The organism is Martinezella calliandrae, from assembly GCF_030272695.1.
GTDB lineage: Bacteria > Pseudomonadota > Alphaproteobacteria > Rhizobiales > Rhizobiaceae > Rhizobium > Rhizobium calliandrae.
Window position 1 is genome coordinate 112,869 of record NZ_JARFYN010000008.1, and the last position, 19,802, is coordinate 132,670.

Below are 19,802 nucleotides of genomic sequence, written 5' to 3' on the forward strand. Positions count from 1 at the left end.
GGCAAGGACTGAAGGGCCTAATATGAGCGGTGTGAATGAAATCCGGTCGACCTTTCTCGACTATTTTAAGAAGAACGGCCACGAGATCGTGCCGTCCAGCCCGCTTGTGCCGCGCAACGATCCGACGCTGATGTTCACCAATGCCGGCATGGTGCAATTCAAGAACGTCTTCACCGGCCTGGAGCAGCGCTCTTATAAGACTGCGTCGACGGCACAGAAATGCGTGCGTGCCGGCGGCAAGCATAACGACCTCGACAATGTCGGCTATACCGCCCGTCACCACACCTTCTTCGAAATGCTCGGCAATTTCTCGTTCGGCGACTATTTCAAGGAGCGCGCCATCGAGCTTGCCTGGAACCTGATCACCAAGGAATTCGGCCTCGATGCCAAACGCCTGCTGGTAACTGTCTATCATACCGACGATGCCGCATACGATCTCTGGAAGAAGATTGCGGGTCTTGCCGACGACAAGATCATCCGCATCGCCACCAGCGATAATTTCTGGGCGATGGGCGATACCGGCCCCTGCGGCCCCTGCTCGGAAATCTTCTATGATCATGGCGAGCAAATCTGGGGAGGCCCTCCCGGCTCGCCGGAAGAGGATGGCGACCGCTTCATCGAGATCTGGAATCTCGTCTTCATGCAGTTCGAGCAGATCACCAAGGAGCAACGGGTCGACCTGCCGCGTCCGTCGATCGACACCGGCATGGGTCTCGAACGTGTTGCCGCCGTGTTGCAGGGCAAGCACGATAACTACGACATCGACCTGTTCCGCGCGCTGATCGAGGCTTCGCAAGAGGCTACGGGGGTCAAGGCCGAGGGCGAGCGCCGCGCGAGCCATCGCGTCATCGCCGATCACCTGCGCTCCTCCGCCTTCCTGATTGCCGACGGCGTGCTGCCGTCGAACGAAGGCCGCGGCTACGTGCTTCGCCGCATCATGCGCCGCGCCATGCGCCATGCTCAGTTGCTCGGCGCCAAGGAGCCGCTGGTCTGGAAGCTGTTGCCGACGCTGGTGCAACAGATGGGCCGCGCCTATCCCGAGCTTGTGCGCGCCGAAGCACTGATCTCCGAGACGCTGAAGCTGGAAGAAACCCGTTTCCGGAAAACGCTGGAGCGTGGCCTGTCGCTGCTTGCCGATGCAACTTCGACGCTTCATAAGGGCGACAGCCTTGATGGCGAAACCGCTTTCAAGCTCTACGACACCTATGGCTTCCCGCTCGACTTGACGCAGGACGCTTTGCGCGCTCGCGGCATCGGCGTCGATATTTCGAGCTTCACCGATGCGATGGAACGCCAGAAGGCAGAGGCCCGTTCGCATTGGGCCGGTTCCGGCGACAAGGCGACCGAAACCATCTGGTTCGAGCTCAAGGAGAAGTTCGGCGCGAGTGAGTTCCTCGGCTACGATACCGAAACCGCTGAAGGCGTGATCCAGGCGATCGTCAAGGATGGCGTTGCCGTCGACAGCGCCTCGGCCGGCGACAAGGTGCAGATCGTCGTCAACCAGACGCCGTTCTACGGCGAATCCGGTGGTCAGATGGGCGACACCGGCGTGATCGCCGGCGACCACGGCAAGCTTTCGGTCAGTGATACCCAGAAAAAGGGCGAGGGCCTGTTCGTCCACAGCGCCACCGTTTCGGAAGGCACCATCAAGGCCGGCGACGCTGTTGCCCTGACGGTCGACCACAACAGGCGCTCGCGCCTTCGCGCCAACCATTCGGCGACCCACCTGTTGCATGAAGCGCTGCGCGAAGTTCTCGGCACGCATGTCGCACAAAAGGGCTCGCTGGTGGCGCCCGAGCGCCTGCGCTTCGACGTCTCGCATCCAAAGCCGATGTCGGCCGAAGAGCTGAAGGTCGTCGAGGACATGGCGAACGAAATCGTGCTGCAGAACTCGCCGGTCACCACTCGTCTGATGAGCGTCGATGACGCGATTGCCGAGGGCGCGATGGCGCTGTTCGGCGAGAAGTATGGCGATGAAGTGCGCGTCGTGTCCATGGGGCAGGGCGTGCGTGGTGAAAAGACCGGCAAGCCCTATTCCGTCGAACTGTGCGGTGGCACACATGTCTCCGCGACCGGCCAGATCGGCCTCATTCGCATCCTCGGAGAAAGCGCCGTCGGCGCGGGCGTCCGCCGCATCGAAGCGGTGACCGGCGACCCCGCGCGCGACTATCTTGCCGAGCAGGATGAGCGCGTGAAGACGCTGGCCTCAACCTTGAAGGTGCAGCCGGGCGATGTCGTCGCGCGCGTCGAAGCGTTGATGGATGAGCGGCGCAAACTGGAACGCGAACTGGCTGACGCCAAGCGCAAGCTCGCCATGGGCGGTGGTCAGGGCGGTTCGGCGGATGCGGTTCGCGACATCGGCGGCGTCAAGTTCCTCGGCAAGGCCATTTCCGGCGTCGATCCGAAGGATCTCAAGGGTCTTGCCGACGATGGCAAAACCAGCCTCGGTTCCGGTGTCGTGGCGTTGATCGGCGTCTCTGACGATGGCAAGGCCAGCGCCGTCGTTGCGGTCACGGAAGATTTGACCAGCCGCCTCAGCGCTGTCGATCTCGTCCGCATCGCGTCCGCGGCTCTTGGCGGCAAGGGTGGGGGCGGTCGTCCCGACATGGCGCAGGCCGGTGGCCCGGATGGCGCCAGGGCCGGGGAAGCGATCGAGGCGGTTGCTGCGGCTCTGGCCGGTTAACGGCAAGATTTCATTCCGATTTCAGAAGCGGCGGGAGCCAATGGCCTCCGCCGCTTTTCGTTTGTGCGTCGAAGTCAGCAGGATTTGTCAAATCGAGATATGGTCTTTTGAGGCCGATCGGTTTGCATGAGGTTCGACATGGGTGGCGGTACAGCCTGGACGCTTTACGAGACCCGACTGCGGCGGGTGTCTGCCTATATCCACGAGCATCTGGATGATGAGCTCGACATGGAAAAGCTTGCCGAGATCGCCTGCATGTCCAGCTACCACTGGCATAGGATCTACCGGGCGATCTATGGCGAGACGGCGGCGGCCACCGTCAAGCGGCTGCGGCTTCACCGTGCCGCCGGCGATCTCGTCAACACCCGCCTATCTGTCGGCGACATCGCAAAGCGGTCGGGCTGTCCCAATCTTCAGTCATTCAATCGCATCTTCAAATCCGTCTATGGCATGCCACCGGCGCGATATCGCAATGAGGGAAGCCATAGGATCTTCACACCCAGTACCCAAGGAAGGATCACGCTCATGTTCGACGTCACGCTTCGCACCATCTCCTCGATCTCGCTTGTCGGCGTTGCCCATCGCGGCCCCTACATGCAGATCGGCCAGGCCTTCGAAACACTCTTCGGCACAATCTATGCCCGCGGCCTTGCCTGGCCGCAGATGCGGATGATCGGCGTCTATCTCGACGATCCCGATCTCGTTGCCGCCGACCGGTTGCGCTCCTACGCCTGCGTCAATGCGGGCGACGAGATCGCCGCCGCGCCGCCGTTGGAACGGCGGACAATCGATGGCGGCGAGTATGCTGTGCTACGGCACAAAGGCCCCTATGCCGACATGCACAAGGCCTATCAATGGCTCTATGCTGAATGGCTTCCAGCCTCCGGCCGGCAGCTGCGCGACGCCGTGATGTTCGAGGAATATCTCAACAATCCACGCGACGTGCCGCCAACAGAATTGCTGACGGAAATCCATATGCCGCTACAATAGCGGCATGATGTCTCACTTCAGAATCCGGCTCTAACCCATCGTCTTTTCAAGTATTCGCTTGTTTTGGCATTGCTGCATTGTCCAATTCGTTGCCGCGCCGATAGGCGTCGCGGTCGCTGACGCGGGACCAATAGTCGATGAAAGCAGGCCGCTTTTCGATGGTGTTGAAATTGAGCCCGTAGCCGATATGCGAGCCGACATAGACGTCGGCGGCCGTGAAGCGGTCGCCGGCGATATAAGGCGAGGCCGTGACCGCCTGTTCCAGCGTATCCATGACATTGGCGAAGCTGCCGCAGCCCGTCATGCGCAGACGCTCGGGTGGAACTTCGAAACCGAGGAGACGATTGACGACGGCCATTTCCATCGGTCCGGCAGCAAAGAACATCCATCGGAAATAGCTGCCGCGTTCCACTGCCGTCGGGCCGAGACCGGCCTGCGGAAAGGCTTCGGCCATATAGGCGCAGATGGCGGCACATTCGGTCACGACGGTGTCGCCATGCCTGATCGCCGGAACCTTGCCCATCGGATTGACAGAGAGATAGTCGGGCGCCTTCATCGTCGTACCGAATTCCAGATACTCGGTGCGGTAGGGTTCGCCGATCTCTTCCAGCATCCAGCGGGCAATGCGTCCGCGCGACATCGGGTTGGTGTAGAAAACGAGTTGCTCGGTCATGTGCTCCTCCTCTTTGCCCATATTTTTGCCACCGGCAACGCATGGCAGCAAGCCTCCGCACGACAAAAGAAAACCCGGCGTTGAGGCCGGGTTTGCTTGAAACCGTTTGCTTGAGACTTGATGGAGCCTCGGATTTAGGCAGCCATGGCCTGCTTGAGGTTCTCGTCGATTTTGTCGAGGAAGGCGGTGGTGGAGAGCCACGGCTGGTCGGGACCGATCAGCAGCGCCAGGTCCTTCGTCATGTAGCCGGCTTCGACCGTGTCGACGCAGACCTTCTCGAGCGTGGAAGCGAACTTGGCAAGTTCGGCATTGTCGTCGAGCTTGGCGCGGTGTGCGAGGCCGCGGGTCCAGGCGAAGATCGAGGCGATCGAGTTGGTCGAGGTTTCCTGACCCTTCTGGTGCTGACGATAATGGCGGGTCACCGTGCCGTGTGCAGCTTCGGCTTCGACCGTCTTGCCGTCCGGCGTCAACAGAACCGAGGTCATCAGGCCGAGCGAACCGAAGCCCTGGGCAACCGTATCGGACTGAACGTCGCCGTCGTAGTTTTTGCAAGCCCAGACGTAGCCGCCGGACCACTTCAGTGCGGACGCGACCATGTCATCGATCAGGCGGTGCTCGTAGGTGATGCCGGCTTCGACGAACTGCGCCTTGAACTCGTTCTGATAGACTTCCTCGAAGATATCCTTGAAGCGGCCGTCATAGGCCTTGAGGATGGTGTTCTTGGTCGAGAGATAGACCGGCCACTTGCGCATCAGGCCGTACATCATCGAGGCGCGGGCGAATTCGCGGATCGATTCGTCGAGGTTGTACATCGCCATGGCAACGCCGGCGCCCGGAGCGTTGAAGACTTCCTTTTCGATGACCTGGCCGTCTTCGCCAACGAACTTGATGGTCAGCTTGCCCTTGCCCGGGAACTTGAAGTCGGTCGCGCGATACTGGTCGCCGAAGGCGTGGCGGCCGACGACGATCGGCTGCGTCCAACCCGGAACGAGGCGCGGTACGTTCTTGCAGATGATCGGCTCGCGGAAGATGACGCCGCCGAGGATGTTGCGGATCGTGCCGTTCGGGCTCTTCCACATTTCCTTGAGGTTGAATTCCTTCACGCGGGCTTCATCTGGCGTGATCGTGGCGCACTTGATGCCGACGCCGTACTTCTTGATGGCGTTGGCGGCGTCAACGGTGACCTGGTCGTTGGTCGCATCGCGATTCTCGACCGACAGATCGTAATAATCGATATCGATATCGAGGTAGGGGAAGATCAGTTTTTCTTTGATGAGCTGCCAGATGATGCGAGTCATTTCGTCGCCATCGAGATCGGCAACGGGGTTAGCGACCTTGATCTTCTTCATGCTTCTGCCTCGTTTAAGCTGATGGGGACCGGATGTCCCTGTGAGTGATGTGAAGTCCGCAGGGCTATAGCACCGCAAGTGTCGATCGCAAAGCCGATAGAGGCTTCGAAACGGCGTTTTTGCTTGTCACGTCCGCCTCATCGCGACGCTAAGCTTTTAAAGACCGGGCCATTGCCAAAGCGACGGATGCGACTAATGTCGCGCGCATGCTTCGCCGATCACTACGGATATTTATCATGCAGAAAATTGCCGCTGCCGCGCTTCTTGCCGTTTTCCTTCCGCTCTCGCTCAGCGCCAACTCAGCTTCGGCAGCCGACGCTATGTCGCCAGTCAAGGTGGTGATGGATGCGACCGTTTCCAATTGGGCCGGTGGTGACAGCGACTGGCAGGATATTTTCGACGAGGGCAAGCTGAAGGACCTCTACAGCAAGGATTTTGTTGCGAAATATCAGGCAGCCGCACAGTTCCCGGCCGCTGACGAGGACGGCATTTCGCCCTTCGACTACGATGTCATTGTCGGTGGCCAGGATGCCTGTCCGCTCAAGGAGGTGAACATCGTCCCGCAGACGCCGAAGGGCGGCACGACGGAGGTCGTTGCAACTTTCAAGAAGTCGACATGCATGGGCACGGACGCCGATTACCAGGCAACGACGACGGTCCGCTTCGAAGTCGTCCAGGAAGCCGGCAAGCCTGTCATCGACGACATCATCACGGTCGACGATGCAGGTCAAACCAATTCGCTGAAGGCGATCATGCAGGACATTGTGAAGCAGCAACAACAACTGCCATCGGAGCAAGCGCCGCAGCAGGATCAGCCGCAGCAATGATCAAGTCATGTTTGGCGCGCGTCTTATCTTTCGGGACACCGGTGTGATCGCTGAGCGCCGCATGAGCTCTTCTGATCGGCGCGCCATAGCGGACTTCGCCCTTGCCGATTGAAGCCTGCGCCGCTATTTCGGCCCTTATTTGCGCGGCATGTTTATCGCATGGGGATATGAGTTCATGGCAGGCACCAACAGCGAGCGTCAACTTCTGGCAGAAGGGCCTTCCATCATTCTGGTCGAGCCGCAGATGGGCGCGAATATCGGCATGGTGGCGCGCGCCATGGCAAATTTCGGCCTGGCGGAGCTGCGCCTCGTCAATCCACGCGACGGCTGGCCGAATGAAAGGGCGCAGGCTACCGCCTCGAAGGCCGACCACATCATCGAGGCGACCAAAGTCTACGACACATTGGAGCAGGCGATTGCCGATCTCAATTTCGTTTATGCGACCACCGCACGCGTACGCGACGGGTATAAGCCGGTGCGCTCACCGGTCGCGGCCGCCGAAACGCTACGGGCCAAATTCAAGGCTGGCGAGGGCACCGGCATTCTCTTCGGCCGCGAGCGCTGGGGGCTGACCAACGAAGAAGTGGCGCTCGCCGACGAGATCGTGACCTTTCCCGTCAACCCCGCCTTCGCGTCGCTCAACATCGCGCAGGCAGTGTTGCTTATGTCCTACGAGTGGATGAAATCCGGCATGGAGGATCTCGCTGCGGTGCCCTTCCAGGCGGTAGAGCAGAAGCCCTCCACGAAGGAACAGCTCTTCGGTCTGTTCGACCAACTGGAAGAAGCATTGGATGCGCGCAACTATTTCCATCCTGCCGGGAAAAAGCCGAAAATGGTCGACAATCTGCGCGCAGTCCTGTCGCGCCGGGCGTTTACGGAACAAGAAATCAGCGTCCTGCGTGGTGTGATCTCCTCTCTCGACCGCTTCTCGCGAAAATCTCCGCGCGGCAGCGGTTCGCATCAAAGGTCCCCCGCCGTACCGAAGGAAACCACTCGCGATGACAGCAACGGCGAATGAGCTGAAACCCATTCTCGTCTTCGATTCGGGCATTGGTGGGCTGACCGTATTGCGCGAGGCGCGGGTTTTGATGCCGGAGCGCGGTTTCATCTATGTCGCCGACGATGCCGGCTTCCCCTATGGCGGCTGGGAGGAACAGGCGTTGCGCGAGCGTATCATCAGCCTCTTTGCGAGGCTGCTCACGCAGCACGATCCAGAAGTCTGCATTATCGCCTGCAATACGGCCTTCACGCTCGCAGGCGCTGATCTGCGTGCCGCCTTTCCGCAGATGACCTTCGTCGGTACCGTGCCGGCAATCAAACCGGCGGCGGAGCGGACGCGCTCCGGTCTGGTTTCGGTGCTGGCGACGCCGGGCACCGTCAAGCGCGCCTATACGCGTGATCTGATCCAATCCTTCGCGACGCAATGCCATGTCCGGCTGGTCGGCTCGGGAAATCTGGCGCGCATGGCAGAGGCATATATTCGGGGTGATATCGTTTCCGACAACGCCGTACTCTCCGAAATCGATCAATGTTTCGTGGAGAAGGAAGGGCGCAAGACCGATATCGTTGTCCTGGCCTGTACACATTATCCCTTCATGGCCAACATTTTCCGCCGGCTTGCGCCGTGGCCGGTTGATTGGCTCGATCCGGCCGAAGCGATCGCGCGCCGCGCCCGCAGTCTCGTGCCGCAGGCCGCCGACGCTGTGCATCCAGACAATTTCGATTTCGCCGTTTTCACGTCCGGGATGCCTGATTTTCCGACACGGCGGCTGATGCAAGGTTTTGGGCTCAAGGCTTGATGATGACTTCCAAGGTTTCGTTGCGTAAACTCGATCTCGCTGACATGCCGGCCGCTGCAGCCGTCCATCGTGCCTCCTTCAACGAGCGGCTGCCGACGCTTGCCGGACTTCATACGCCGGACGAAGATATCGGCTTCTGGAGCGCGGTGGTTTTCAAGGACTGCCACATCTGGGGTGCGCAAGAGGGTGGTCGCCTCGTCGGCGTCATCGCCTTTCTCGAAGATTGGATCGATCAGCTCTACGTTCTGCCCGAGGCGCAAGGGCAAGGTATCGGCAGCCGCCTACTTGATGTCGCCAAATTGGCCTATCCGGTGCTCTCGCTCTGGACGTTCCAGAGAAATGAGCAGGCGCGCCGCTTTTACGAGAAGCACGGCTTCTTCGTGGTTGACGAGTCGGATGGAGCAGGCAATGAGGAAAAGGAGCCGGATGTGCTCTACAAATGGGAAGCGCGGCTGCACCGGCTATAGTTCAAGATCGGACTGAGCGGCGCGATATTGGGGGGCGATATTTGATGTCTTTTGAGAATGATTGCTGCTTTGTTGTCGAGGCAAGCCATGCGTCTGCGTGAATGCCACAACTTCCATGATTTTCGCCTGCTTGCGAAAAAGCGTCTTCCTGGCCCGATCTTCAACTATATCGACGGCGCAGCCGACGACGAGGTGACGTTGCGGCGAAACACGTCGAGTTTCGAAAGCTGTGATCTCGTTCCGAATGTCCTGCGCGGCGTCAGCGAGATCGATATGTCTGTCACCGTCATGGGACAAAAGCTCGCCACACCCTTTTACTGCTCGCCGACGGCGTTGCAGCGACTGTTCCATCATCAAGGCGAGAATGCCGTTGCAGCCGCAGCATCCTCGCTCGGCACCATGTTCGGCGTTTCTTCGCTCGGTACCGTCAGTCTCGAGGAAATCCGCAGGAAATATCCTGGCCCGCAGGTCTACCAGTTCTACTTCCACAGGGATCGCGGGCTGAACCGGGCGATGATGGAGCGGGCCAAGGATGCTGGCGTCAACGTGATGATGCTGACGGTCGACAGCATTACCGGCGGCAATCGTGAGCGTGATCTTCGCACCGGTTTCTCCATTCCGTTTAAGCTCAACCTGGCCGGCCTCTCCCAATTCGCCATTAAACCCACCTGGGCGCTAAACTATCTCACGCACGAGAAATTCCGCCTGCCGCAGCTTGATGAACATGTGGACATGAGCGGAGGCGCCATGTCGATCGGCAGGTATTTCACCGAGATGCTTGATCCATCGATGAATTGGGACGATGTGGCCGAGATGGTACGCCATTGGAACGGGCAATTCTGCCTTAAGGGTATAATGTCCGTGGAGGATGCCAAGCGAGCCGTCGAGATCGGGTGCACGGGGATCGTGCTTTCGAACCATGGCGGCCGTCAGTTGGATGGTTCGCGCTCCGCGTTCGATCAACTGGCGGAGATCGTCGATGCCGTAGGCGACCGGATCGATGTGATGATGGACGGCGGCATCCAGCGTGGCACGCATGTCCTGAAGGCCCTGTCGCTCGGCGCCAAAGCCGTCGGTGTCGGCCGCTTTTATCTCTATCCGCTGGCCGCTGCCGGTCAGAAAGGTGTGGAGAGCGCACTGCGGCATCTGCGCGCCGAAATCGAGCGAGATATGAAGCTGATGGGATGCACCTCGGTCGACCAGCTTTCGCGTGCCAATTTGCGTTTCAGGTAGAGCGGTCGATGGCCGCATTCCCCTGTGGGTTTTCAAACTCCGTCCGCGAAAGCCGGCGAAAACTTTGATAGACGGGGGCGCCCAGTTTCTGAAAGATGGGCGCCTTCACATTTGAGTCTCGTCAAAAGGGGTAGTGCATTGCAGGTCGGCATCGACATGGGAACGGCGTCCGGCGGGACTAGCGCCCAACTCGATATCGAGGAACTGATGGCAACGCGCCTCCTCGTGCAGGGCAATTCCGGCTCCGGAAAATCGCATCTGTTGCGCCGCTTGTTGGAGCAGTCGGCGCAGTGGGTGCAGCAGGTCATCATCGATCCCGAGGGCGATTTCGTCACGCTGGCCGACAAGTTCGGCCATGTGGTGGTCGACGGCGAGCGCACGGAGGCGGAGCTTGCCGGCATCGCGAACCGCATCCGCCAGCATCGCGTCTCCTGCGTGCTGACACTGGAAGGGCTCGACATCGAGCAGCAGATGCGTGCTGCCGCCGCCTTCCTCAACGGCATGTTCGATGCCGATCGCGAATATTGGTATCCGGTGTTGGTCGTTGTGGACGAGGCGCAGATGTTTGCCCCTTCCGTCGGAGGCGACGTCTCCGAAGATGCACGCAAAATGTCGCTCGGCGCCATGACCAACCTGATGTGTCGTGGCCGCAAGCGTGGGCTTGCAGGCGTCATCGCCACGCAGCGCCTGGCCAAGCTCGCCAAGAACGTCGCCGCCGAAGCCTCGAATTTCCTGATGGGCCGCACCTTCCTCGACATCGACATGGCCCGAGCGGCCGATCTGCTCGGCATGGACCGGCGACAGGCGGAAATGTTCCGCGACTTGAAGCGGGGCAATTTCGTCGCGCTAGGACCGGCACTGTCGCGTCGACCGCTGCCGATCACCATCGGTACGGTCGAAACCTCCGCACGCTCCTCCAGTCCGAAGCTGATGCCGCTGCCGGATGCGCCGCAAGATATCGAAGATCTGATTTTTACGCCGGATCCGGAGGAGTTCTCGCGGCCGGTCGTTCGCCGCGCTGCGCCCGCGCCACGCCCGACGACGGATATTTTGGCGGAGCTCTCTCGCTCCGCTCCCGCCGCTAGCGCGACACAGACTGAACCAAAAGTCAGCCAGCCGGAACTATCGACTGAGGATCGCGAGGCGCGTGTGAGTGCTGTGCTCTCGGAAATCCTCGACGACCCGGCCTCTGCCTTCCGCACGGATTCGGTGCTCTATCAGGAATTCCTCGTGCGGTTGCGCATGCGTCGCGTGCCGGGCGCACCGACATCGCTGCCGGAATTCCGCCGCCGTGTGGCGATCGCACGCTCCGGCGCCGACGAGGCGACGATGGCGACGGACGCCTGGGTAACCGCGCTATCGCTTTCCTCCGGCGTTACCGACGATCTGCAGGGCGTTTTCCTGATGCTCGCAAAGGCCGCCGTCTGTGGCGAGCCATGCCCATCCGATGCCCGGATCGCGCGTGCCTACGGAACCCATTCCGCCCGCCGCGCCCGGCGCTTGCTCGGCTATTTCGAAGAACAGGGCAGCGTCGTCGTCCACACGGATTTTTCCGGCAAGCGCATCGTTGCTTTTCCGGATATGGGTTGCCAGACCGCGCCGGGTGACGCCAACGCGCCTGACGCCGATGGCGCAGATCAGGCGGCGGCGGAATAGGCAGCACTCGTTGACTCTGGATACGCCGATTGAATGGCCGCACGTGAAAGAATACAGCGATATAGGGAAAGCCGAGGGGCGTCCGAGCCGGTGAGGGGGGAAGTTCTGGTTCCAGCCGCGCAGACCACTGAAAGCGGCTTACCCAATTGAATTAAACGAGCAATTTCGGGTATACGCATCAGCCACCGACAGGCCTCCCCTCGGAACGCGCCATGAGAAAGTATCGACGTTTTTTGCATCCGACGTCGTTCTTGAGCGCTTACTGACAGCCAATGTCGTGTGTAACGTCGTTGCAGGGAGCGGGGGCGTTCAGAAAACGGAGCGGATCGCTGTCCGCTGCCATCGTCACCAGGTGCTAAGCTGCAATACGGCGGGAGCGGCTCTCCCTTCATGGAACTTCCGAAAAATCTTTTCGCCGATACCCGCCAAGCGAACAGGAGCATGGTCCTTGAACTTTACGACCAGCTCTAGCTCTCCACCGAGAGCCTCCACGTAGTCCCGGAGCGTTGAAAGGAGAAAATCAGAGCGCTTTTCAATCTGCGCAACCGAAACCTGCTTTTTACCCATCTTCTGTCCGATATGCTCCTGGGTCAGGTCGAGCGCCTTCCGCAGCTTTTGAAGCGTGTCATATTCCTCGAGCAATTCCTTAGCCCGTAGATCGGACGCCTCGATCATCTCGGGAGTCATCGTTTCGGCAAAAACGTCTTTTGCTGATTTAGCCATCACTCTTTCTCCTTCTTCTCCAACTCTTTCAAATGCGCCTTGTAACGCTTATCAGCAGTATTGATCAGTTTCTTATAAAACTTCTTTTCATTCGTACCCGACTTGTCTCCGGCGACAAGAATAACGGCTTTTCTTTCCGGATCGAATGCAAAGGCGGCCCTCCAAACTCCATCAGCCGCATCAAACCGAAGCTCCTTCATGTTTGTAGTCCGAACCATTAAGGGGTAAATGTCTAGGGGGGCGTTGAAGCCGAAGTCTCCGCGCCCGCCGATATCGTCGGCGTGCTTGCCATCGATGCCAACGGTATCCCTGTTCAGATGTCGGCTAACGAAGCTGACGTGCAGTTTCGAAAAGCGACATCCGAGCCTGAGGTGATGCCATCACTGCCGGACGCGCCGGAAAGCTGGCGCAAAACAGATGGCGCTGAACGAAACCGCAGTTCTCACCATCGCGCTGTTGACATTTTCATGACGACCCCTTACAGACCGCGCCAACGCCGGGCAGAAATGTCCGGTGTTTCATTTGACATGTCCCGTGGTTTCGTCCGTTCGCTAACGTGAGAGACCTGTCAGAGCTCGAAGACGGAGCTCAGAGGAGGGCGTGTTTCCTTCGCGGTTCGGTAACGGGCCGCTATAACACTTTGAAAGGAAATGCGATGAGCAAGCGCGAATCGTCCAAGTACAAAATTGACCGCCGTATGGGCGAAAACATCTGGGGCCGTCCGAAGTCCCCGGTCAACCGTCGCGAATACGGCCCGGGCCAGCACGGCCAGCGCCGCAAGGGCAAGCTCTCCGACTTCGGCGTGCAGCTGCGCGCAAAGCAGAAGCTGAAGGGCTACTACGGCGACCTGCGTGAAAAGCAGTTCCGTGCTATCTTCGACGAAGCCAACCGCCGCAAGGGCGACACCTCGGAAAACCTGATCGGCCTGCTGGAATCGCGCCTCGACGCGATCGTCTACCGCGCCAAGTTCGTTCCGACCGTCTTCGCTGCCCGTCAGTTCGTCAACCATGGCCACGTCACGGTTAACGGCGTTCGCGTCAACGTCGGTTCCTACCGCTGCAAGGCTGGCGACGTTATCGAAGTTCGCGAAAAGTCCAAGCAGCTCGTAACCGTTCTGGAATCGGTTTCTCTGGCGGAGCGCGACGTTCCGGAATACGTCGAAGTCGACCATAACAAGATGGTTGCGACCTTCGCCCGCGTCCCGGCCCTCGGCGATGTACCGTACCCGGTCGTCATGGAACCGCATCTGGTGGTCGAATTCTATTCGCGTTAATCTGCGGATATCTTTCCTACGAATGGAAAAGCCGCTCCTTTCGAGCGGCTTTTTTGTCTTTGGAGGGTCCGATGACCGATTTGCAGGCAATTCTCGACAGCATCCATGCAGAGCTTTTGCCGCGTCTCGGCGAAGGCAAGGTGGCAGACTATATTCCGGAGCTCGCCAAGGTCGATGCGAAGCAGTTCGGCATGGCGATCGCTACGGTCGACGGCAATGTCCGCAGCGTCGGCGATGCCGACATTCCTTTTTCCATCCAGAGCATCTCCAAGGTCTTCATGCTGACCTTGGCGCTTGGCAAGGTGGGTGAGAGCCTATGGAAGCGGGTCGGGCGCGAACCTTCCGGAACTGCCTTCAACTCCATCGTCCAGCTGGAGCGCGAGCAGGGAATTCCCCGCAATCCCTTCGTCAATGCCGGCGCCATCGCTGTCAGCGATGTCGTGCTCTCCGGTCATGCGCCGCGAGAGGCGATCGGCGAGTTGTTGCGTTTCGTGCGCTATGTCGCCGATGACGAGTCGATCACCATTGACGACAAGGTGGCGCGCTCTGAGACGCAGACCGGTTTTCGCAACATTGCGCTCGCGAATTTCATGCGCGCCTATAACAATCTCAATCATCCCGTCGAACATGTGCTCGGCGTCTATTTTCATCAATGCGCCCTGTCGATGAGTTGCGAGCAACTGGCCAAAGCGGGGCTCTATCTCGCCGCTCGCGGCACCAACCCGATCACCGGCCATTCCGTCGTTTCGCCGAAGCGGGCGCGACGCATCAATGCGCTGATGCTGACCTGTGGTCACTATGACGGTTCCGGCGATTTCGCCTATCATGTCGGCTTGCCCGGCAAGAGTGGCGTCGGCGGCGGCATATTGGCTGTCGCGCCGGGCATCGGCTCGATCGCAGTCTGGTCACCAGGGCTGAACAAGGTCGGCAATTCGCAGCTTGGCGCGGTGGCGCTGGAAATGCTGGCGGCGCGTACCGGATGGTCGGTCTTCGGCGATTGATATGGTGTCTTGCTGCCGCGCTTTCTGCTATCAGCGTGGTAAAGCCTGAAGGATGACAAGATGAATATCGCAACGACAGTGGCGGACGAGCTCGATTTTGAAGCCGAGGATGGCAGCGGCAGCGCCCATCCCTTGTTTGCCGATGCACCGCGGTCGGTCTCCTTCAACAAGCTGCGTAAACGGTTGTTGCGCCAGGTGCGCCAGGCGCTGGACGATTTCCAGATGCTGAAGGGCCAGAAGCGCTGGCTGGTCGGCCTTTCCGGCGGCAAGGATTCCTATGGTTTGCTGTCGATCCTGCTCGATCTCAAATGGCGCGGGCTACTGCCGGTCGAGCTGATTGCCTGCAATCTCGACCAAGGCCAGCCGAATTTTCCAAAACATGTCCTGCCGCAGTATCTGAGAAAGATCGGCGTCGAACATCGGATCGAATATCGCGACACTTATTCGATCGTGAAGGAAAAGGTGCCGGAGGGTGCAACCTATTGCTCGCTCTGTTCACGCCTGCGTCGCGGCAACCTCTATCGCATTGCCCGTGAAGAGGGTTGCGACGCCCTGGTGCTCGGTCATCATCGCGAGGATATCCTCGAAACCTTCTTCATGAATTTTTTCCACGGCGGCCGGCTGGCCGCCATGCCGGCGAAGCTCCTCAATGATGAGGGTGACCTGATGGTGCTGCGTCCGCTCGCCTATGCCGCCGAAGACGATCTCGCCAAATTTGCAGCCGCCATGCAGTTCCCGATTATCCCCTGCGACCTCTGCGGCTCGCAGGACGGTCTGCAGCGCAATGCGATGAAGGAAATGCTCGCCGATATCGAACGCCGCATGCCCGGCCGTAAGGATGCGATGCTGCGAGCGCTGGCGCATGTGAACCCGTCACACCTTCTCGACCCCAAGCTTTTCGACTTTGCCGCGTTGATGACGCAAAGCCCCTGAGCGGCGCCGGTCGGATTTCATCGGTGTTGCCACATCCGCTTCATCGAATCGGGCATAAGAGGAAGCTTCTCTTCAGACAAAGGCCACCGATGACCTTCTCCGATACAGATTTCGAATATCTGATGGCGACCATAGCCGAGGCCGCCGCGCATGAAATCCTGCCACGCTTCCGCAATCTTGGCGTTGGCGACGTTTCCGAAAAGACCTCGGCCATCGATCTGGTGACGGAGGCCGATCTATTGGCGGAGAGGCACATTACAGCGGCGCTGAAAGCGCGCTTTCCAGCGGCGTTGGTCGTGGGAGAGGAAGCCTACGAGGCCGATAGGTCGGTCGTGCCGGCGCTAGCAGACGCGGATCTGGCCTTTGTCATCGATCCTGTGGACGGCACTCTCAATTTTGCATCCGGACTGCCGGCCTTCGCTACGATTCTCGCCGTTCTCGCCAAGGGCTTGACCGTAGCCGGCATCATCCATGATCCAGTGCTAGGCGACACTGTGACTTCCATGCGCGGCGCCGGCACCTACCAGCGGCGGCGGGGAGGGCAGGTGAGCCGGCTCGCAGTTGCCCCGGCGGCGCCATTGAGCGAGATGGTGGGCTCGATGGCGTGGAGCTATATGGACGAGCCCTATCGCTCGCTAATCAGCGCCAATATGTCGAAAATACGCATGCCTTTGTCGCTGAATTGCTCGGCCTATGAATATTGGTTGGTCGCATCGGGCAAGATCCACTTCATTGGCCACGCGAAACTGATGCCCTGGGATCATCTTGCCGGCGTACTTGTGCACCAGGAGGCCGGCGGCTTTACAGCGAAATTTGACGGCACGCCCTATCGTCCCGGTGAGACGACGGGCGGCATTATTTCGGCGCCGGATGAAGAAAGCTGGCGAATCATCCGCCGCGAGATTGTTGGTGCCCGATAGGAAAGGACTGCATTATGACATCGCCCGTTGACGTTACGATCCTTGCCGACCTCTTGCGTCGCGCAGCGCAGACAGAAATCTTGCCGCGCTTCCGCCGGCTTGGCAGCAACGATGTCCGCGCCAAGACCGAGGCGACCGACCTTGTGACCGAAGCGGATGAACAGGCCGAACGGCTGATCAAGGCCGAGGTGTCGACGCTTTGGCCGGAGGCGCTCTTTATCGGCGAGGAATCGGTGGCAGCCGATCCTGCGCTGCTGCATAGGCTGCAGGGAGCTGATCTCGCCGTCATCGTCGATCCCGTCGACGGCACCTTCAATTTCGCTTCCGGTGTTCCCGCATTCGGCGTTATGGCATCGGTGGTCGTTAAGGGTGAGACGGTGGCCGGCATCATTTTCGATCCGATGGGCGACGATTGGGTGCTGGCGGAAAAAGGTGGTGGGGCTTGGCTCCGGCGGCCGGATGGCGAGGCGCTGCGCCTCTCCGTGGCGATACCGGTTGCGCTGGAAGAAATGGTCGGCATGGCGTCCACTGGCTACTTGCCGAACGGGAAACGCGCCGAAATCATGGGCAATCTCGCCAAGGTGCGCTTTCTCACCAACTACCGCTGCGCCGCCCACGAATATCGCACCTTCGCCGGCGGGCATGTCCATTATCTCATGTATAACAAGCTGATGCCTTGGGATCATTTGGCCGGTACCCTGATTTCACAGGAGGCGGGCGCTTACGCCAAGCGCTTCGACGGTTCGCCCTACCTACCCCATCACATCGACGGCGGCTTGCTGATTACTCCGGACAAGGCTTCTTGGGAATTGTTGCGGCGCGAGGTCTTCACAGTCTGAAGCGACGACGATTGGATAGACAGCAGGCCTTGCGAAGCTACTTGGAAAGTCGTGAGTGAAACGGTATCGTCACTCACGCGCTGTGCCCCGTCCCTTCGGCGGGATTTTCCGGCTGGGATAAGATCGATGTCCGAAACGAGCCGCAAGCTGACCACCATCTTCTCTGCCGACGTTCAAGACTATACGCGCTTGATGCGCAATGACGAGGAAGGCACGCTCGCAACACTGAAGCGGTATCGTGATGCCATGGCGCGCTTGATCGAAGCGCATGGCGGTCGGGTGATCAACACCTGGGGCGACGGGGTATTCGCCGAGTTCCCTAGCGTTGTCGAGGCTTTGCGCGCGGCAATCGACGTTCAAAACGAACTTGCCGGCTACAACGCCAACAGCGACCCCGACACGCGGATGCTTTTTCGCATCGGCCTCAACCTTGGCGACGTCATCGCCGAGGGCAACGACATCTATGGCGACGGCGTCAACATCGCCGCGCGCCTTCAGGCCTGTGCGGTCGCCGGCGGCATCGTGATTTCCAATACGGTCTACGACCAGGTCCGCAATAAAGTGGCTGTTGGCTTCGACTTTCTCGGCCAACTCGAGGTCAAGAACATCGACGGCGGTGTGCCGAGTTATGCCGTGCGGATAGGCGCTCAGCAAACCGCCACGCCACCGACAAGTCCTCTAGGCGCCCGCGATCAAGCACCTAGCACAGCCAGGACCATCGTCGCAGCCGCACGAGGTGAGCGGGGTTATGGCGTGTTTGCGGTCGTCGCAATGGGTCTGGCGGTCATCAATATTCTCACATGGCACGGCCAATTCTGGGCGGGGTGGCCGGTGCTTGGTATCGCGATCGCGGCGGGGCTTCGGTGGGCGCGAACGAACACACAAATCGATCGCCGTCTCGCCACTTTCGCAGTGGTCGGCGCCGGCCTCATCGGGATCAACCTTTTGTCATGGCACGGGACGCCCTGGGCGATATGGCCGCTATTGGTTCTGGCGGTCCTGGCAGGTATCCGCTGGGTCACACGTGAGCGCGGCGACGTATAAAGCGCATCGTATTCGCTCGGACCCGGTCCTGTCGTTATCGCAAAACCGCTGTGCGGCATTGCGATAACATGCTTTGATCGCCACGCCGAGAGGCCGCCAATCAAACATGGCCCATGCCGGGCTCAAGCTGCGGGCTGTCGCCTGGATGTGTGAATAGCTTTCCCTTTTCGGCCCATAAGGTCGCAGCGATCGTCAAGGCGCCGAAAATGGTGAAGCCGGCAATCAGTGGCTGGGCGGTTCCATCGAACATCTGCCCGACGATGCCGCCGAGCACTACGCCGCCGGTGGTGGAGACGGAGCTGGTAATTGCGGCGGCCGTACCCGCCAGATGCCCCATCGGCTCCAGGCTGATGGCCATGAAATTGGTGGTGATTACGGCAAACATCATCAGCATCACCGAGATCAGCACATAGGTGAACAGAAAACTCGGCAGACCAGCGGAGCCAGTGACATAGCCGAGGGCGCCGAGTACGGTGAAGATGATCATCGCGGCATGCGAGATGCGCCGCATGCCGAAGCTGCGAACGAAATAGCCATTGGCGAACTGCGCAACCGCGGTGCCCGCCGCAGTGGCCGCAAAGGCAATCGGGAACCATTCGCCGAGGCCATAGACTTCGCCGAACACCTGCTGGACCGAAACGACATAGGCACAAATGACACCGGTAAAGAGTGTCAAACCGAGCATGTAGCCGCAGGTAACGCGGTTGGTCAGCACAGTCTTGAAACCGGACATGACCGAAATGACGGAGAGTGGCAGGCGTTCATTGTCGGGCAACGTCTCCTTCATGCGAAGGAACGCGATCAGAAACAGAGCGGCGCTCGCGATACCGAGAGCGATGAAGATCCATTGCCAATTCGAATGCGCAACGATCAATTGGCCGACGGACGGCGCGACCATCGGCATGATCATGAAAACGATGGTGACATAGGACATCACCCGCGCCATTTCACGACCGCCAAAGCAATCGCGCACGATCGCCAAGGTGGTGATACGAATGGCGGCGGCGCCGACGCCCTGGATGAAGCGCAACACCAAGAGCGTCGTAAGGCTGCCGCTCCACGCAGCGGCGAAAAGCGTCACGGTGTAAAAGACAAGGCCACCGAGCAGGATATTGCGCCGGCCATAGGCGTCGGACAGGCTCCCGAAAAAGAGTTGGCAGATGCCGAAGCCAAGGAAATAGACCCCGATTACCAATTGCGTGTCGTTGGGATTGGCGACGGCCAGCGATTGGCCGATATTCGGCAGGGCCGGCAGCATGCTGTCAATGCCCATCGAGATGCTGGCCGTCATCAAAGCGATGATGATGATGAACTCGGCGATGCCAAGGCCGATGCGGGCGGAGCCGGATTGCTCCAGCGTATGTTCTTGAGGCGGGATCATTTGGATTTGCC

The 19,802-nt window shown here is 59.8% G+C and carries 20 protein-coding genes; 15 read left to right on the top strand and 5 right to left on the bottom strand.

The window, feature by feature from the left end; translation table 11 throughout:
• Positions 1–22 precede the first annotated feature (22 nt).
• Both alaS and PY650_RS08385 read left to right on the top strand, forming a co-directional pair.
• Entirely contained in the window at positions 23–2,683 is a 2,661-nt protein-coding gene (gene alaS / locus PY650_RS08380) for an alanine--tRNA ligase (RefSeq protein WP_285878645.1), read from the top strand.
• Positions 2,684–2,821: 138 nt separating this feature from the next.
• Entirely contained in the window at positions 2,822–3,673 is an 852-nt protein-coding gene (locus PY650_RS08385) for an AraC family transcriptional regulator (protein ID WP_285878646.1), read from the top strand.
• Between the two features lie 46 nt (positions 3,674–3,719).
• On the opposite strand, the gene PY650_RS08390 is transcribed toward PY650_RS08385, so the two are convergent.
• Together PY650_RS08390 and PY650_RS08395 are read right to left on the bottom strand one after the other, a co-directional pair.
• Positions 3,720–4,346 (bottom strand): glutathione S-transferase family protein, encoded by a 627-nt coding sequence (locus tag PY650_RS08390; protein ID WP_285878647.1) that lies wholly within the window; start codon positions 4,344–4,346, stop codon positions 3,720–3,722.
• Between the two features lie 134 nt (positions 4,347–4,480).
• Entirely contained in the window at positions 4,481–5,695 is a 1,215-nt protein-coding gene (locus PY650_RS08395; protein ID WP_285878649.1) for an NADP-dependent isocitrate dehydrogenase, read from the bottom strand.
• A gap of 236 nt (positions 5,696–5,931) precedes the next feature.
• On the opposite strand from PY650_RS08395, the gene PY650_RS08400 reads away from it, so the two are divergent.
• The 6 genes from PY650_RS08400 to PY650_RS08425 all read left to right on the top strand — a co-directional run bounded on the left by PY650_RS08400 (position 5,932) and on the right by PY650_RS08425 (position 11,677).
• A complete protein-coding gene (locus PY650_RS08400; RefSeq protein ID WP_285878650.1) occupies positions 5,932–6,522 on the top strand; it encodes a hypothetical protein in 591 nt (196 codons plus the stop codon).
• Between the two features lie 175 nt (positions 6,523–6,697).
• Positions 6,698–7,540, top strand: coding sequence for an RNA methyltransferase (locus PY650_RS08405; protein WP_285878651.1), 843 nt, complete (start codon positions 6,698–6,700; stop codon positions 7,538–7,540).
• On the top strand, positions 7,521–8,321 hold the full coding sequence (murI, locus tag PY650_RS08410; protein ID WP_285878652.1) for a glutamate racemase: 801 nt from the start codon (positions 7,521–7,523) through the stop codon (positions 8,319–8,321). The genes PY650_RS08405 and murI overlap by 20 nt, the downstream gene beginning before the upstream one ends.
• Positions 8,322–8,323: 2 nt before the next feature.
• Positions 8,324–8,788 carry a GNAT family N-acetyltransferase gene (locus PY650_RS08415; RefSeq protein ID WP_285878736.1) on the top strand — a complete coding sequence of 155 codons (465 nt, stop codon included), beginning with the start codon at positions 8,324–8,326 and terminating at the stop codon, positions 8,786–8,788.
• Between the two features lie 87 nt (positions 8,789–8,875).
• A complete protein-coding gene (locus PY650_RS08420) occupies positions 8,876–10,021 on the top strand; it encodes an alpha-hydroxy acid oxidase (RefSeq protein ID WP_285878653.1) in 1,146 nt (381 codons plus the stop codon).
• Positions 10,022–10,159: 138 nt separating this feature from the next.
• Positions 10,160–11,677: a helicase HerA domain-containing protein gene (locus tag PY650_RS08425; RefSeq protein WP_285878737.1), complete on the top strand. Its 1,518-nt coding sequence runs from the start codon at positions 10,160–10,162 to the stop codon at positions 11,675–11,677.
• Between the two features lie 345 nt (positions 11,678–12,022).
• On the opposite strand, the gene PY650_RS08430 is transcribed toward PY650_RS08425, so the two are convergent.
• Entirely contained in the window at positions 12,023–12,400 is a 378-nt protein-coding gene (locus PY650_RS08430) for an XRE family transcriptional regulator (RefSeq protein ID WP_285878654.1), read from the bottom strand.
• Complete coding sequence (locus PY650_RS08435) at positions 12,400–12,600, bottom strand: type II toxin-antitoxin system RelE/ParE family toxin (RefSeq protein WP_285878655.1); 201 nt, start codon at positions 12,598–12,600, stop codon at positions 12,400–12,402. Before PY650_RS08435 ends, PY650_RS08430 begins: the two co-directional genes overlap by 1 nt.
• A gap of 81 nt (positions 12,601–12,681) precedes the next feature.
• On the opposite strand from PY650_RS08435, the gene PY650_RS08440 reads away from it, so the two are divergent.
• The 7 genes from PY650_RS08440 (at position 12,682) to PY650_RS08470 (ending at position 18,410) form a co-directional block, all read left to right on the top strand.
• Positions 12,682–12,960 carry a hypothetical protein gene (locus tag PY650_RS08440; RefSeq protein WP_285878657.1) on the top strand — a complete coding sequence of 93 codons (279 nt, stop codon included), beginning with the start codon at positions 12,682–12,684 and terminating at the stop codon, positions 12,958–12,960.
• 95 nt (positions 12,961–13,055) lie between these two features.
• On the top strand, positions 13,056–13,673 hold the full coding sequence (gene rpsD, locus PY650_RS08445) for a 30S ribosomal protein S4 (protein ID WP_285878658.1): 618 nt from the start codon (positions 13,056–13,058) through the stop codon (positions 13,671–13,673).
• 71 nt (positions 13,674–13,744) lie between these two features.
• Positions 13,745–14,674, top strand: a complete 930-nt coding sequence (locus tag PY650_RS08450; RefSeq protein ID WP_285878659.1) for a glutaminase — start codon at positions 13,745–13,747, stop codon at positions 14,672–14,674.
• A 60-nt stretch (positions 14,675–14,734) separates the two neighbouring features.
• A complete protein-coding gene (ttcA, locus tag PY650_RS08455) occupies positions 14,735–15,607 on the top strand; it encodes a tRNA 2-thiocytidine(32) synthetase TtcA (protein ID WP_285878660.1) in 873 nt (290 codons plus the stop codon).
• Positions 15,608–15,696: 89 nt separating this feature from the next.
• Positions 15,697–16,527: an inositol monophosphatase family protein gene (locus PY650_RS08460; RefSeq protein ID WP_285878661.1), complete on the top strand. Its 831-nt coding sequence runs from the start codon at positions 15,697–15,699 to the stop codon at positions 16,525–16,527.
• Positions 16,528–16,541: 14 nt separating this feature from the next.
• On the top strand, positions 16,542–17,366 hold the full coding sequence (locus PY650_RS08465; RefSeq protein WP_285878662.1) for an inositol monophosphatase family protein: 825 nt from the start codon (positions 16,542–16,544) through the stop codon (positions 17,364–17,366).
• 126 nt (positions 17,367–17,492) lie between these two features.
• The gene (locus PY650_RS08470) at positions 17,493–18,410 is read left to right on the top strand and encodes an adenylate/guanylate cyclase domain-containing protein (protein ID WP_285878663.1); all 918 of its coding nucleotides are present in this window, start codon (positions 17,493–17,495) and stop codon (positions 18,408–18,410) included.
• Between the two features lie 100 nt (positions 18,411–18,510).
• On the opposite strand, the gene PY650_RS08475 is transcribed toward PY650_RS08470, so the two are convergent.
• The gene (locus PY650_RS08475; RefSeq protein ID WP_285878664.1) at positions 18,511–19,791 is read right to left on the bottom strand and encodes a multidrug effflux MFS transporter; all 1,281 of its coding nucleotides are present in this window, start codon (positions 19,789–19,791) and stop codon (positions 18,511–18,513) included.
• Between the last annotated feature and the right edge of the window lie 11 nt (positions 19,792–19,802).